11 protein-coding genes are annotated in these 14,952 nt (G+C 36.2%); 6 read left to right on the top strand and 5 right to left on the bottom strand.

Annotated features, from left to right (window positions below; all coding sequences use genetic code 11):
* Positions 1–35 precede the first annotated feature (35 nt).
* The 5 genes from ED622_RS04705 to ED622_RS04685 all read right to left on the bottom strand — a co-directional run bounded on the left by ED622_RS04705 (position 36) and on the right by ED622_RS04685 (position 10,037).
* Positions 36–2,330, bottom strand: a complete 2,295-nt coding sequence (locus ED622_RS04705) for a patatin-like phospholipase family protein (RefSeq protein WP_162922451.1) — start codon at positions 2,328–2,330, stop codon at positions 36–38.
* 185 nt (positions 2,331–2,515) lie between these two features.
* Positions 2,516–4,318, bottom strand: a complete 1,803-nt coding sequence (locus ED622_RS04700; RefSeq protein WP_122032767.1) for a hypothetical protein — start codon at positions 4,316–4,318, stop codon at positions 2,516–2,518.
* Positions 4,318–6,678, bottom strand: a complete 2,361-nt coding sequence (locus tag ED622_RS04695; protein WP_122032766.1) for a polysaccharide lyase 8 family protein — start codon at positions 6,676–6,678, stop codon at positions 4,318–4,320. The genes ED622_RS04700 and ED622_RS04695 overlap by 1 nt, the downstream gene beginning before the upstream one ends.
* A 5-nt stretch (positions 6,679–6,683) precedes the next feature.
* Entirely contained in the window at positions 6,684–9,071 is a 2,388-nt protein-coding gene (locus tag ED622_RS04690; RefSeq protein WP_254052582.1) for a polysaccharide lyase 8 family protein, read from the bottom strand.
* Positions 9,072–9,080: 9 nt separating this feature from the next.
* Positions 9,081–10,037 carry a hypothetical protein gene (locus ED622_RS04685; protein WP_122032765.1) on the bottom strand — a complete coding sequence of 319 codons (957 nt, stop codon included), beginning with the start codon at positions 10,035–10,037 and terminating at the stop codon, positions 9,081–9,083.
* Between the two features lie 422 nt (positions 10,038–10,459).
* Here ED622_RS04685 and ED622_RS04680 point away from each other — a divergent pair, with 422 nt between their 5' ends.
* Genes ED622_RS04680 through ED622_RS04655 form a run of 6 tightly spaced genes read left to right on the top strand, consistent with a single transcriptional unit; the run spans position 10,460 to position 14,948 of the window.
* Complete coding sequence (locus ED622_RS04680; RefSeq protein WP_122032764.1) at positions 10,460–11,257, top strand: DeoR/GlpR family DNA-binding transcription regulator; 798 nt, start codon at positions 10,460–10,462, stop codon at positions 11,255–11,257.
* Between the two features lie 20 nt (positions 11,258–11,277).
* Entirely contained in the window at positions 11,278–11,766 is a 489-nt protein-coding gene (locus ED622_RS04675) for a PTS sugar transporter subunit IIB (RefSeq protein ID WP_122032763.1), read from the top strand.
* Positions 11,767–11,777: 11 nt separating this feature from the next.
* On the top strand, positions 11,778–12,548 hold the full coding sequence (agaW, locus tag ED622_RS04670; protein WP_122032762.1) for a PTS N-acetylgalactosamine transporter subunit IIC: 771 nt from the start codon (positions 11,778–11,780) through the stop codon (positions 12,546–12,548).
* Positions 12,538–13,440, top strand: coding sequence for a PTS system mannose/fructose/sorbose family transporter subunit IID (locus tag ED622_RS04665; protein ID WP_254052581.1), 903 nt, complete (start codon positions 12,538–12,540; stop codon positions 13,438–13,440). The genes agaW and ED622_RS04665 overlap by 11 nt, the downstream gene beginning before the upstream one ends.
* A gap of 9 nt (positions 13,441–13,449) precedes the next feature.
* Positions 13,450–13,890 (top strand): PTS galactosamine/N-acetylgalactosamine transporter subunit IIA, encoded by a 441-nt coding sequence (agaF, locus tag ED622_RS04660; RefSeq protein ID WP_122032761.1) that lies wholly within the window; start codon positions 13,450–13,452, stop codon positions 13,888–13,890.
* 17 nt (positions 13,891–13,907) lie between these two features.
* The gene (locus ED622_RS04655) at positions 13,908–14,948 is read left to right on the top strand and encodes a glycoside hydrolase family 105 protein (RefSeq protein ID WP_122032760.1); all 1,041 of its coding nucleotides are present in this window, start codon (positions 13,908–13,910) and stop codon (positions 14,946–14,948) included.
* Positions 14,949–14,952 lie beyond the last annotated feature (4 nt).

The following is a 14,952-nucleotide window of genomic DNA, read 5'->3' as shown; positions in this document are numbered from 1 at the left end:
TTCGTTAATGTTCTTATGTTTCAAGTATTGATTATTTATTGCTGCGTATTACCCACAATTAAATACACAGAATCTAATCCGTTTTCTGCTCGCCCATAAGACAGAATAATCGGCCCAATTGGCGTGTCGATCCCTCCAAACAACGAGCCTGAAAAAATTAGTGGTGCAGAGCTAATGTCTGTTGATTTCATTGACCATAACCCACCGTATTCTGCTGATGCCCCCAAATAAACCGCCGTTTTAAACATGCCTAAATCATTCTCAAACCAACGATATCGATAAGTGAGACGTCCATAAATTTTGTTTGCACCAATCAAACTGTTTCGTGGCAAGCCTGATAAGTGATTAAACCCTCCAAGCTCAATCGGATTAACTGGAACCAAGTAATCATCACTGTTTGTTATTCCGTATTCCGCACTACCAATGAAAGTATGTCTTTCAATGCTTCTGGCAAATAACGCTTCTGCTGTAAATTCATCGATGTATTGTTCTGAATGATCAGAGCCTTCTACATCTCGGCTATTTACCTTATTGAATGCATATAGGTAACGTGCATTTATTAACGAACCATGCGTCGGCAATGAAATACTGTCTAAACTATCAAAGTTATATTCAAGCGTTGCACCTAAACGTTCATATTCCGTTCTTCCATACGCCGACAGTCCGGTTAATTCATGACTTCCTTTGGCATATAAAATTCCAGTTTTTAACTGCTGATCTTTTGTTGCTTCCACACCAAATAAAGCATCTACGTTAAAATCTCGAAGGTTAACAGGATAAAAACTCATGCTGCTGTTTGGCTCTTTATCTTCTAAACTGCTTGTCGATATTGAGCGTTTTTTATCGCTATACATCATGTTTGATTGCACAAAGAAGTGATGATTTAAATAAAAAGGATAATGAATGGTCGCATCAAATATCTTATCTGTTCCTAATTCAACATTTGTGCGTAACTCGGCGCCATAATCGTTTAAATCGGTAAAATTAATTGAAGCACCAAGACCATATTGACTGTGCGTATCAAAATCCTCTTCTAAGAAAAAACGAAAATTTAAATAATTAGGCCCCCACTCTTTCTCTTTTGCAGTCACTTTTAATACATTTTCATTGTTATCTTCTTCAACTAAATAAGTGATCGTTTCAAAGCGATTGGTTGCGTATAAAGCGTGAATTTTGTCTTCAACATAATCACTGTTAAGCGGTGAACCTTGCTCAAATTGAATAAAACGCTCTAATTTATAGCTCTCATAATGGCTACGATTTTCAACATCCACCTTATCAATGATTGTGCCTTGAGCTAAACGAACATTAGCTGATTGCTGCTTTATCTTGTTCCTGTATTGAGCATATTGGTTAGGAGTAACCGCTAAAGATTGCAGACGTGATTTCAGTGTCATTGCAGTATCGTAGCCCTCTTGATACGCTCTCGGCATACTTGAAAAATCAGTCGTTTCAATATCACCAACTCGAGGCTGCAATAAAATATCTTTATCTGTTAAAAATTCCGCTTGCTCTTGAGTACTGCGTTTAACCATAAAGTTAGTTAATTGAGATGCCACATCAAATAACGATCCTATCTGCTCTTTAGTCATATAATTTGAGCTAATATCTACCGCAATGACAATATCCGCCCCCATCTCTTTTGCGAGCTCAACGGGCATGTTATTGGTTACGCCACCATCGATAAGCAGCTTAGTCTCAACCTCATAAGGTGGTAACGCACCAGGAACCGACATGCTTGCCATCATTGCATCAACCAATAAACCATGGTCGATAACTACCTCTTCCATTGAAACAATATCGGTCGCGACTGAACGGTAGCGAATCGGAAAATCATCAAACGATACAACAGATACGGGGTTACCAGAGGTTTCACGTAAAATCTTCAACATATTCTGTCCTTGAATCGCTGATTTTGGTGATTTTAAGCCTTCTTTTCTTATTCCTAACGATGGGTTTATCGCAAATCTATCTTCATACTTTTTATCTCGGCTGTTTTTCTCTTCTCTGCCGACCTCATCTTGATAGCCACTGTACCAATCAACGGTATGCAAATACGCTTCAATCTCAGAGGCCGATTTTCCTGTAGCATAAAGACCACCGACATACGCCCCCATACTGGTTCCTGTAATAATATCTATGGGTATATTTAACTCTTCAAGCGCTTTTAATACGCCAATATGCGCCGCCCCTTTTGCACCACCACCAGCAAGTACCAAAGCTATTTTAGGACGAGACATCTCTTGTGTTGGCTCTGCATATAAATACGGTGTAAAAAGAAATGAAGCTAAAAAAACAAACCATAAGTTCAAACTGAAAACATGACGCATAACCACCATCCTTGGTAAGGAAAATCATTAGTATTCATAAGAATATCAGGTTTAAAAAAGCAGAATTTGATCGGGGTAACGTAATTTAACTGAATCAATTGAACGTGGTTTATCAAATCAAACGTCAATAAAAAAGCCGCTCAATATTATTAAGCGGCTATTATCAATAGAACACGAAGTACTATTTATTTCCAACCAATCGCAATATTTTTAAAGCGAATGGTTTGATCTTCATTACCACCAGATGTATGACGATAAGAATCAAAGTTAGTAGTAAAACTAACAGTATCTACAAGGTCAGGCTCGACAAGTTGATGTAATACGGTATTAAATGCTTCTCCGCTAAACTTGTTAGGATCCGTTTTAAAGTACGTATTTCCAGCTAAAATGTAATCAATACTGCCCAATCCTGTTCCATCAAACGATACTGTTTGAATTGTTGGATGCCAATTCCCTTTACTCGTATATGTCTTACCAATATCTAACCAACCTAAATCTTTATGTGGTGGGTTGCTAAATTTAGCTGCAAAGCGCTTATATTTACTGGTTGAATAACGATGATCCGATATAACATCAGTTCCGTTAACTAAACTAATATTTGGTAAGAAAATCAGGTCATTATTCGTTGATGAATCTTTATCTAAAAATACATCATAAGCCATACAGGCTCCAGAAAGAGAGGTCTCAGATATAGGGAATGGTACCTTCAAGCTAGAGCCATTTTCTGCATCATTAACTGAACCCTGCCCAGCCATATATGTTACTTCCAAAGCAAGTTCTCCGCCAAAATCAACAACAGCCATGTTATTACGACTCGTATTATAATCAGAAGATAAACTATTCTTATCACCTAACTGATTTTCAATACCATCAATAAGCGCCTGTCCGGTTAACCCCTTAAGTTTCGAAAGGTCTAGATTTCTTGCTTGATCAAATCCTTTTTCAGTACAAGCATTTACTGGTGCTGGTTCAACAGGAACATCTGGCAATGTCACTGTTTCATCATTCCAAGCAATGGCTAAGTCTTTAATTTGAATGACTTGTTGTTGTAAAGCATTATCTTGATCTGCTCCATGCTTATAATGACGGTAGAATTCAAATAACGTTGTTAATTTATAATTATGAGTACTGTTTATTAACGTCCTATCACTAAACGACCCCGCTTTCGGTGCAATTTGTACAGTATCGTGCAGAACGGCAATTGAACCATTATCTAATGGCACCCCTGCAAAAAAATCATTCGCTTGAATATTTAATTGAACAATATTCCATGCTTGATTGTTAGCTTTTAATGGTTTGCCAAGTTTTTGAAATTGTTGATTAAATAGATCTTTATTTCCATCCATAAATCTTGTATTCAAATAACCATAACGATCAGTAGATAATTTATAAGTGAACCCACTACCTTCTGCACTTGGCTTGTTTTCAACTAATGGATCACCACTGGTAAATCCTCCCAAAAAAATGTAATCAGGTGACTTAGAAGAACTACCATAACCAAGAGAGGTGCCTAATTTAAACTTATAAGACATTGATGCTTCTTTAACTAAACCATTTGGCAGTTCAATCAGAAAACTAAATCCATTAGTAACTGTATTAGAGCTTGATGGCGCACCCATTACACCTTTTTCTATTTTAGTTTCAAGTACATACTTATCACCATTTTGAACTACATTTAAATTTGTTACATCCCATGCATTAGATGCTCCCATCCCCCATTTTGGGATGATTTTAAATTGGCCTGATTTCGCGGTTAAGCCCGAATTTAATTGCTTTTCAATTCCTGAAATAAGTTCGGTTCCACTAAGACCTGCAAGCTCTTCTAGGTTAGGGACTATTATATTTTTAAAATCACCAATAACTGGTTTACTACTATCAATCTGAGGTAATGTTGGTATTTTTGGTTTATCTGCACTTTCATTACCGCAACCAGTTAGAGCAAAAGATATACCTATAGCTAAAATATATTTATTCTTATTACAGTTCATTAGTTTTTTTCCTTTAATGAAAAAGTATAGGTGTCGCCATATAAATCATTAAGATCAACAGTTAAGTTTCTGTCATCTATATAAACGCGATCATGTACATCATCACTTATTACAAATGATGTATTTAACACAAACTTTATTGGTTGTTGCGAGTGCATAGGATCTGAAACCGAAATTTTAATTTCATCTCCTTTTTTCTTTATCATAATAGATAAAGGGGTCAACGCAGTAACCATACCCGCAGAACCTGGTTTCCAAAAATTAGCGGCTAATATATTTAACTTGTTATGATTAACAGCATGTGTAATTGAGTCATTTCGTATAATTTCAATTGCTGCTACCGAATCTTCTTTATTACTATCGTTTGGAATGATCATATATTTATAACTATCATTCATCATTTCATGATTTATAGACGCAGTAACAAAACAATTAGATAAGGCACCATAACCAGTACCAATATCAGACCACTTACCTTTATTTTCTTTAATTTCAATTGTTGTATTATTACTACCCAATACAACATAAGAAATTGGATTGATTTGATTTGGAACTTTTATATCTAAATTTTTAAGTTCTCCTATAAAATTAGGATTTTCAATATAATTACTGTTATTTATTACAATTTCAGAACCACATTCTATTTTTCTATTTTCAATAATAGTCTTTGCATTACTGCTGCTATTATTTTTAATATCAGATCCTAAGGCAACAATTTCATCATCAAACATAAACCACGATTTTTTAGCTTTTAAAAGATCGTTATAATTTGTAAAATCAAACCCCGCAACACCATAACCTTCTAAAGAAGTGCCTCCTGACCATTCAATTAGATCTTGTCGCCCATCACGTTGTTCACTTCTTTGCCCTGAACAGTTCTCTCTAACTTCATCAAGAACTGTTGTTCCTGCTAATTGATAGGGGTCTACAATCGCAAAGTAACCAGTATAGTGATCAAGTTGGTTATTATATAAATAGTTCATTCCATCAGATGTATACCACCCCTTTAAATTTTCACCATTAACACACTCATAGTTACCTACACGATTTGAGTGCATAGCAACCCCAAATGACCAAGTATCACGGTGGTGCACAACTCTATCCATTGCAGGAAATTGATGATGTTCTTTGTGTTGATTCAACAATAAAATGCTATCATCACTCACAATATTCTGTGCTAATTGATATGTATTAATTGAAGTAACAAAACCAAAATAATCTAGGAAAGTATCATTCAATATTTGAGTTTTAATTAAGGATTTAAGCTTATCTTTATCATCCCCTTTTGCTGATTCAACATACAATAACATTGACTCAATAATAGAATGTCCGATCTTATGATTTTGCCCAGAAACTCTCGATATAGCACGACCATTAACAAAATCCATCATGCGCCCATCAATCATTAAAGGTGAAAATGAATTAAAAATAATAGGATAAATATTAGAAAACTTATCAGAAAATGAAATATCTGTCTCTTCAATCGCCCCTAACATCATTCCTAGGCCTTTAATTAATTCATTTCCATACGTCCCCGTATATGGAATATCTTTGTGCTGTATAAATGAATCATCGATATAAAAACCGTCACTATTATCAACGTAATCGATAACAGGAATAATTGCATCAATAGCAGCTTTAAATTCATTTTCATTATTTTCTAAAACACTACGAATTAATACTACTCGTGCATTATCAATTCTATTCGCTCCAGTTGTTTCAAAAGGTTTTGGACTACTTGAACTTCCAGCCCCCAGTCCTTCACTAAAATGTGTTGGGTTCGGAACAAAATATCGAGTGGCATTAATGTATTGCTTTAGTAGTTTAGTATTAATATTACTACCCATTAGCAATAAAATGTCATTTATATTTTTAGGAATACCAACTTGCCAATGCCACCAATTACCAAACTCTTGTACATCAGTTTTGTAATATTGTTGATTTAATAATTCTAAACTTTCAATAATGATTCTGTTTAAATCAGCATTTCCTTTAAATTTCCCTCCAGGTAAATTATATACACGAGCCATAGACAACAATCGTTGGTATGTTTTGTGTAATTGATTACCCAATTCATTATTAGGAACATCAAGACGTATATCAGACCACAAACCAGTTCTAGATAAAGTGTGGTTTGCCAACCACACTTTAGTTTGAGAATTAAGCTTGTTAACTACTGTATGTAGCTCGTCATCAAACGGTAGTGATGAATCGCCAATAAAATAACTATTCCACTGTGCACGAAAATCAATAAATTGAATTTCAGATTTTAATGGTTCATTTTTTTCATCTGAACCACCACAACCGGTTAACACACCAACAATTAATGCGATGGTAGTATATTTAAACGATTTCATCATTTATCTTACTTAATGCGTTTTAATGTAAACGTATAACTTGAACCAGCTAAATCAGATAGATCTGCCGAAACCTTATTGCTATTTAACGTTATACGACTTTCAATATCAGTCACAATTTCAAACTGACCATCAATTTCAAATTTAGTATTAAACCAACTACGAGTAGGATCAGATACTGAAATAGTAACTAAACCACTGCTCTCTTTAGTTATAATCGACATTGAGGAGTCAGATTCAATATGACCCGCTTTACCATCATCAAAAAAGTTAGCTGCAAAAACACCTAGTTTGTTATGCATTACTGCTTGAACATCACTGGTATTAGAAACTATGGTTACAGCTGGCATAACTACTGTTTCTTGTTCTGGAATAATTGCATAAGCATATGTACCAAGATCCCCTTTATGCTCGATTGTTGCTTCAACAAAACATGCCTCTAAAGAACCTTTATTATTGCCAATATCAGACCAATCACCAGAACGGCATTTTTTAGAAATGGTTATTGGTTGCTCGTCTAAACTCACGTATTGCAGCGGAGCTTTTGAATCACTGTATTTAATTGATAATCGCTCTAATTTACCAACAAACTCATTATCTAGACCTAACACGCTACCATTAACTTTAACGACTGACTCTGAATCAATTTTACGGTTTTCAATCGTAGTAATCGCTTTTTTATCGCTTGAATTGTCAATAGCAGAGCCTAAAGCAATAATTTCGTCATCAAACATGAACCAGGATTTTTTAGCCTTCAGATCACGGTTAAAATTAACAAAATCCATACCAGTTACACCGTAACTTTCAAGTACCGTACCACCAGTCCATCCCATTAAACGGTTACGTCCATCTCGCTGCGTTGAAAGCTGACCAGTACAAATATCTCTTTCAACTAAAAGAGTCGTCGTACCTGCCAATTTATATGGATCAACTGTTACCCAATAACCATTTTGATAATGATCTTGCTCATTATACAAATATGTCATTCCATCTGCTGTATGCCAACCTTTTAGGTTTTCATTATTTATACATTCGTAGTTACCAACACGTTTCGAATGCATTGCAATACCAAAAGACCAATTGTTACGGTGGTGTACCGTTCGATCCATTTCTGCAAATTGTTTATGGAATACAGGCTTATTCGTCGTAATATCTTTAGATTGCATCAATGTATGAGCAATCTGATACGCACTTAAAATGCCCGACCTCTCTAATCCATTCTTTGAGTTCACTAATTGCGATTTGATAAATACTTCGAGCGGCTGTTTATATTCTGGTGGCGCCCCCTCTAAATAAAGCATCATTGCACTTAGAATTGACTGACCCACTCTATCATTTTGTCCATAAACACGAGAGATAGCACGACCATTAACCATATCCATCATGCGGCCATCAACCATTAATGGGGCGAAAGATTCTAGTAACAGCGGGTATATTTTTTGCAAATTAGGATCTTTGGCTTGGTACGGTGTATTTGATACCACACCTAGTAACATGCCTAGCCCTTCAATCATTACTTGTCCATACGTACCACTGTAAGGTAAATCTTTATGTTGAATATAAGAGCCGTCCTTATAAAAACCATCGCCCTCTTCTACATAAGGAATGACACTTGATAGCGCTTCAATTGCCTCTTTTATTTCACTTTCATTATTTTCAAGTAGCCCTCGGATCAGGACAACCTGAGCATTATCGGTACGATTTCCCCCTGTAGATTCCCACATTAAAGGCGCACTCGAATACGGAGCTCCATAGCCTTCACTTAGGTGAGTTGCTCGAGGTACAAAATAACGAGTCGCATCAATATAATTGGCTATAATTTCATAGGGGATATCATCATATAAAATAATCAGTGTATTATTAACAACACGGCTAATTCCTAGCTCCCATTGCCACCAATTACCATACTCTGCAGTACCTACCTGATAATAATGCTCGTTTAGAAACGCCAAACTATCAATGACCATTTCACGTAATTTTGAATCACCTTCAAGCTCTCCTCCTTTCAACTTATATGCACGAGCAAGCGTAAATATGCGTTGATAAGTCTTATATAACTGAGCTCCTAATTGTAAACGGCCTTCTGAACTATCATTATCAAGAGAAACATCTGCCCACAACCCTTCTTTATTAAGCTGTAGATTTTTAAGTAACTCTAATGCTTCATTATTAATAACGGTAACTTCAGCACTTAACTTTGCATTCATTGGTAAATTAGGATCACCTAAGAAATACGAAGCCCAACGAGTTCGCATCGCTGAAAATGTCTCTTCTTGTGAAGATATATTTATTTGTTGCTCTGTGTCTTGTGATGTAATTGCCAAAACTGGAGTACTTAATGCACCAAAAATGATAGACATCGACACCGCAAGAACGGATAGTTTTAAATTTTTCAAAATATGTCCTTAAAATACGTATTGCATACCGAGTTTTGCAAAGAATTTATTTCGATAAGGCAATGGCCTCACTGTGCCACTTCCGCCATCGTAATAACTATTTTTCTCTTCTTGCCAATACGTTTCATAAATCAAATTCAACTTACCGGAGATCCCAACATTTCCGTACACACCTGCTCGTGAGTAGTTTTTATCAAGTTCTATCCCCCAGCGCTCAGGATCATAATGAGAACGTTCTATAATATTTCGACCCAGACCAATCCGCACAAATGGGTTTATGGTTACACGACCAACCTTTTGGGTATAAACCAAACGAAATTGCCAGTAATCAATGTCATAGTTATTTTCAAAGCTATCGAACTCAGTATAAAAGTGTGGCTTTATTGACGAGGTCGTATTAATACGATGAATTAAACCAAATTCATATTCATATCCCCAATCAACATAGTCTTCTGCTTGTGAATCCATCGAACGTTTACCACGTGCTTGTCCAAGATAGACATGACCATTAGTAAATAATTGATTTGTCGGATTAATAAAATAATCTACTTGTGGATAGGCACGATATTCAACCTCATAACGATCAATATCATATCCGTTGTAGCGAACGCCTACACCAGAACGAAAACGCCATGCACCAAATCTGTCTGATTGCGTGTAATGCATTTCTGCACGCTCTGTCATTGATGTAATTTCGTTAGGAAATAAATCAGCATTTATATATTCTTTTTTAAAATATCGCCCCCAAACATTCCATTCATTGCTATTTGGTGAATGTGAAAAGCGAATATAAGGAACATAAGCTGTCAGTTGCTCATATAAATGTTCCTTTCCTGAATCATCTATTTCATTGAAATATTCTTCATATTCCGATCCGACCTCAACCCATGTTCGAGCTGATAACGGCAATGCAATTGCGGTAGCTGCCAATCCAAGAATGACAACCGTGCAAGCATTAATTCTCATAGTGTTTACCTCTAAATAATGCGATCAAGTAAAAATCCCTGACGCTTTCTTTTTTTTCATTATATTCATAAAATTTTTACTTTCTTTCACTTTGATCACAATTTAAGAAACTAAAAGAAAAAAGAATTAAATTGCTGTATCATTAAATGATGCTGTACATAGCTTGCTCTATGTCAGGAACGACTATGATTATTCGCCAATAATTGAGCTGTTCAACAAATTATTGAGTTGCACTTCAACGATTTCTACTCATTTAGTATTAGGAATGAAGCATTGCTGGTATATATCCAGCAGGAAACCATTCAAAGATATGATACATGTCACGTATCAATAATGAGAACGTGAGCTTCGTCAAGCTTATTGTAAAAATTGATTGCCGAAATTATCGTACTACTACAGACTGCAAATGAAAGTGAAAACAAATGAAAATCACATTAAATAGCGATACAACAAAACCGTCATTAGAGAGACGACTAGAAATAGTTAATCTTGTCGGATTAAGAGGAAAACTACATGTTGACGAATTATCAACAATTTTCCATGTAACAGGAGCCACAATTAGAGCTGATTTAAGATTTCTTGAGAAGAATGGATTTCTAATCAGGGCTCATGGATACGCGCTAGTTAACAAAGCTGTGCTTTCCCAGCTATCTGATAGCAATCAGAAGACGCAACAGACCGTTGATTCAAGGCTTGATTTCTTTGGTCAAACAGTCGCTACGTTATTACAAGAAAATGATTCTATTTTCATTGATAGCAATAAGCTTATTAGACAATCAATGAGAGGTGTTAAAGACTGGTGTCATTCAAAAGTAGTTAGTAATGATTTGAACTTAGTAAGAACCTTACATGTTGAAAACATACACTTATTTATGACGGGTGGTCGCGTTAATCTTGAACTAATGAAGTTCACAGGTTCGCAAATGATAAAAAATGTGAAGAGCCATAGATTTAGCAAGTCATTCATCTTTATTGATGGGTTTAGCTCTTCACAAGGCGTATTTGCTAACAGTGAATCAGACGCAGAACTAATCAAAACATTACGTGAAATATCAGAACAAATTATCGTTATTGCTACTTCAGAATGTTTTGAGAACCATAGTCAATTTTGGGTCTTTGATACAAGCTCAATTGATGCTGTCATCACAGATGAAAATGTGTCTATGGAAGTATTAGATAACTTAAAATCTAATAACGTAACAATTTTTAAACCAACTTAACTTACTTAAAGGAAAAATAAATGGCTAATATCGTTTTAGCTCGCATTGATGAACGCTTAATTCACGGTCAAATCCGACTGCAATGGGGCAAACATTCAGGTGCGAATACTATCATTGTTGCAAATGATGAAATTGCAGGACTTGAACCACTTCAAGCCCCATTTAAAGCCTCTGCAGGCAGTGACTTTGCTGTTCTATTTCGAACAATTCAGCAAACAATAGATAACCTACCTAAAGCGGGTCCTGAGCGTAAGATTTTAGTTCTTTGTAAAGACCCAATTGATTTTGCTCGTATCGTTAAAGGTGGTATCAAACTACCTGAAATTAACATTGGTAATATGCATTTCCATGAAGGTCGCATTCAAGTTAACAAATATATAAACGTTAATGATAAAGACATGGAAGCTTTTGAAATCCTTAGAGAACATGGTAGCTCTTGCACTGTTCAACATATGCCAGAAAGTGAAAAAGAATGTATTTTCTCACTAACTAAAAACCTAAATATTTAAGGTGAATTAAAATGTTAATGGAAGCTATCTTAGTCGGAGTATGGGCCGCATTATGTGGTATCGATAAATTCGATATTTTTACTGGTATTCATAGACCGCTCGTCACCGGTACTGTTGTTGGTTTAATTCTTGGTGACTTACAAACAGGGTTAATTGCGGGCGCTACATTTGAACTCGCTTGGTTAGGACTAGTATCAAATGCTGGTGTTCAACCACCAGATACAACCATCGGTGCAATCGTTGGTACCATGTTCGCAATTAAATTAAACATGACACCTGAAGCAGCTATTGGTATGTCGATCCCTTTTGCTCTTGCAATGCAAACTGCCGTTATTTTCTTATTCACATCTTGTGCACCAATGATGCAAAAAGCGGATCAATATGCGGCTGAACTTAATCTAAAGGGGTTAGACAAACTACTTTATTTAGGTTTAAGCGCAAGAGCACTACTTTATGGCATCGTTGGTTTTAGTGCTATTTTCTTTGGTGCATCAGGGGCTGAATTTATTCAAGAATATTTACCTGAAAGCATTGTTAAAGGAATGGCTATCGCTGGTGGCATGATGCCTGCTGTTGGCTTTGCGATGTTATTGCGCACTATGTTTAACGTTCAAATATTACCTTATTTCTTCTTAGGGTTTATTTGTGCAACTTACTTTGATCTTCCAATTTTAGCTGTCGCTGTAATTTTCACCTGTATTGCAGTTCTTGATTATTTAAATAGCAATAAATCAGATTCAAATAACACATCTAACACACAAGGATTTGACGATGAGCTCTAATATTAATATGGATTTGAACAGTGAATTCTACCAAAACCCATCAGCTAAACATGCAGAGTCTGCTACTGAAGTTGACATGAACCACGATAGTTATAACGATCAAACAACAAAAAAAGTAATCACTAAAAATGACCTATGGAAAATTGGTTTTCGTGGATTATTGATGGAAGGTAACTTTAACTATAACCGTATGCAAGCAGGTGGTTTCTGTTATTCAATCAGTCCTGCATTAAAGAAGATCCATTCTAATCCTGAAGATCTTAAGAAAGCCCTAAAAAATAATTTACAATTTTATAATGCAAACCCAAAAATGTTCACTCTTCCTTTAGGGTTAGCAATTGCAATGGAAGAAAACAAAGAAAAACCATCAACTATCGCTTCAGTTAAAGCGGCAACCATGGGCTCAGTTTCTGGTGTTGGTGATGCATTGGATCACTCTGTTATGCTTCCTCTGACATTAGCGATTGGCTGTTCTATTGCATTACAAGGCAACCCTTTAGGTGTTTTAGTATTCTTTGTTTTATACCAAGCATACCGTATTCCTATGTATTTCTGGTTACTGTTCTTAGGCTATAACGCAGGTGTTTCAGCATTAGAAAAATTATCAGACCAAGCAGAGAAATTAGGCCGTGCAGCTAACATCGTTGGTTTAGGTGTAATTGGTTCAATGGTAGCAAAATTCGTTAAAGTGAAGACGGATATTGTTCTTGAAGCTGGGGCTGCATCAATCAGTCTACAGACTGGTATGTTCGATAAAATAATGCCTAACATATTACCAATGCTACTAGTTTGGTTAATGTACTACTTTGTTAAAAAAGGCAAATCACCAACAGTTTTAATTTTTGGAACTCTATTTGCCGGTGTTGGCGGTCATTTACTTGGTATTTTTTAAGGATTAAAGATGATTGGTATTATTGTTTCTGGGCACATAAATTTCGCGTCCGGTATGAAATCAGCAGTCGATGCTATTGTTGGTGAACAAAGCTATATCGAGTTCATTGACTTTATTCCATCAATTACCACTGAAGAGCTTGAACATAAAATGGTCAACGCTGTTGAGAGAGTAAATAATGGTCAAGGCGTTTTATTTCTAACTGATGTTATTGGAGGGTCTCCTTGTAACCGAGCTGTCGCAATCATGTTCTCTCGAAATGACGTTAAAGTTATTGGCGGTTGTAACCTACCAATGATTACAAATGCATGTTTTGAACGTGATGATGTGTCATTAGAAGAACTGTCTGAGATCGTCCTAGAGATAGGTCGCTCAACAATGAATGATATGCACCTTGTTATCCAAGAACAAGAAGCAAATACAAACGACGAATTTGAAGACGCTCTTTAATTATTCAAGGATTGAAAATGAACAAGCAACACATTCAAGACTTAATGAAAAAAGTCTATCAATGGCAGCATACGAACCGTACTCGCTTTGTCATTCGAAGCACAGGTAAAAAACGTTTTCTACGTGCAACTGATTGGGAGCGTGGCGTATTTTGGCTATCCGTGGCTGATGCCTGGAAAGAAACCAATGATCAAGACTACCTTGATGGTTTAATGGACTACACACTCAATACAGGATTTAGACCCGGTCATTTACCTCGTTTTGCTGATGACCATGTCTGTATTCAAGCCTATTTACCACTCTACCCTTTGATGGATACGCCTGAAATCATTGAGTATGCCACAAAGGCATTCGATATCATGGTAAATGACCCTAAAAATGGTCGTAGTGACTGGTGGTGGTGTGATTCATTATTTATGGCTCCTCCTGCATTCGCTGGTATTTCAGCGATTACAGGTGATAAAAAATACATAGATTACATGGATACCGCTTTCTGGGACGCTGTTGATAATCTGTATGATCCTGAAACTGGTTTGTATTATCGAGATCATCGATATATTCCAAATGATGAGCAAACCGAGCTTCGAGAAAAAAACGGTGAAAAAATATTTTGGTCTCGTGGTATTGGTTGGGTTCTAACAGCAATCCCTAGAATTCTAGAACATATGCCACAAGACTACCCTACTCGCGGGCAATACATTGCAATGTTCACTGCGCTAGCTGAAGAAGTAATTAAATATCAACAAGAGGATGGATTCTGGCGTACTAGTTTACTTGATCCAGAGAATTACCCGTCACCAGAAAGCAGTGCTACCTCTTTGTTTGTCTGTGGCCTAGCGTGGGGAGTTGAAAAAGGTTTATTAGATAAATCTATTTACTTACCAATCATCACTAAGTCGTGGGAAGCATTAGAAACCTGTGTTCACGACAACGGCATGATTGGATGGGTTCAACTACCCGCTTACAACCCACGTGATGTTGAATTTGAACACAACATTGATTATGGCGCAGGTGCATTTTTACTTGCAGCTACACAAGTTATGAAAATTTTAAAATAAGGTT

Source organism: Aliivibrio sp. EL58, assembly GCF_900312675.1.
GTDB lineage: Bacteria > Pseudomonadota > Gammaproteobacteria > Enterobacterales > Vibrionaceae > Aliivibrio.
Note: the sequence above shows the minus strand (reverse complement) of the source record. Positions and strands in the feature narration are given on the sequence as shown.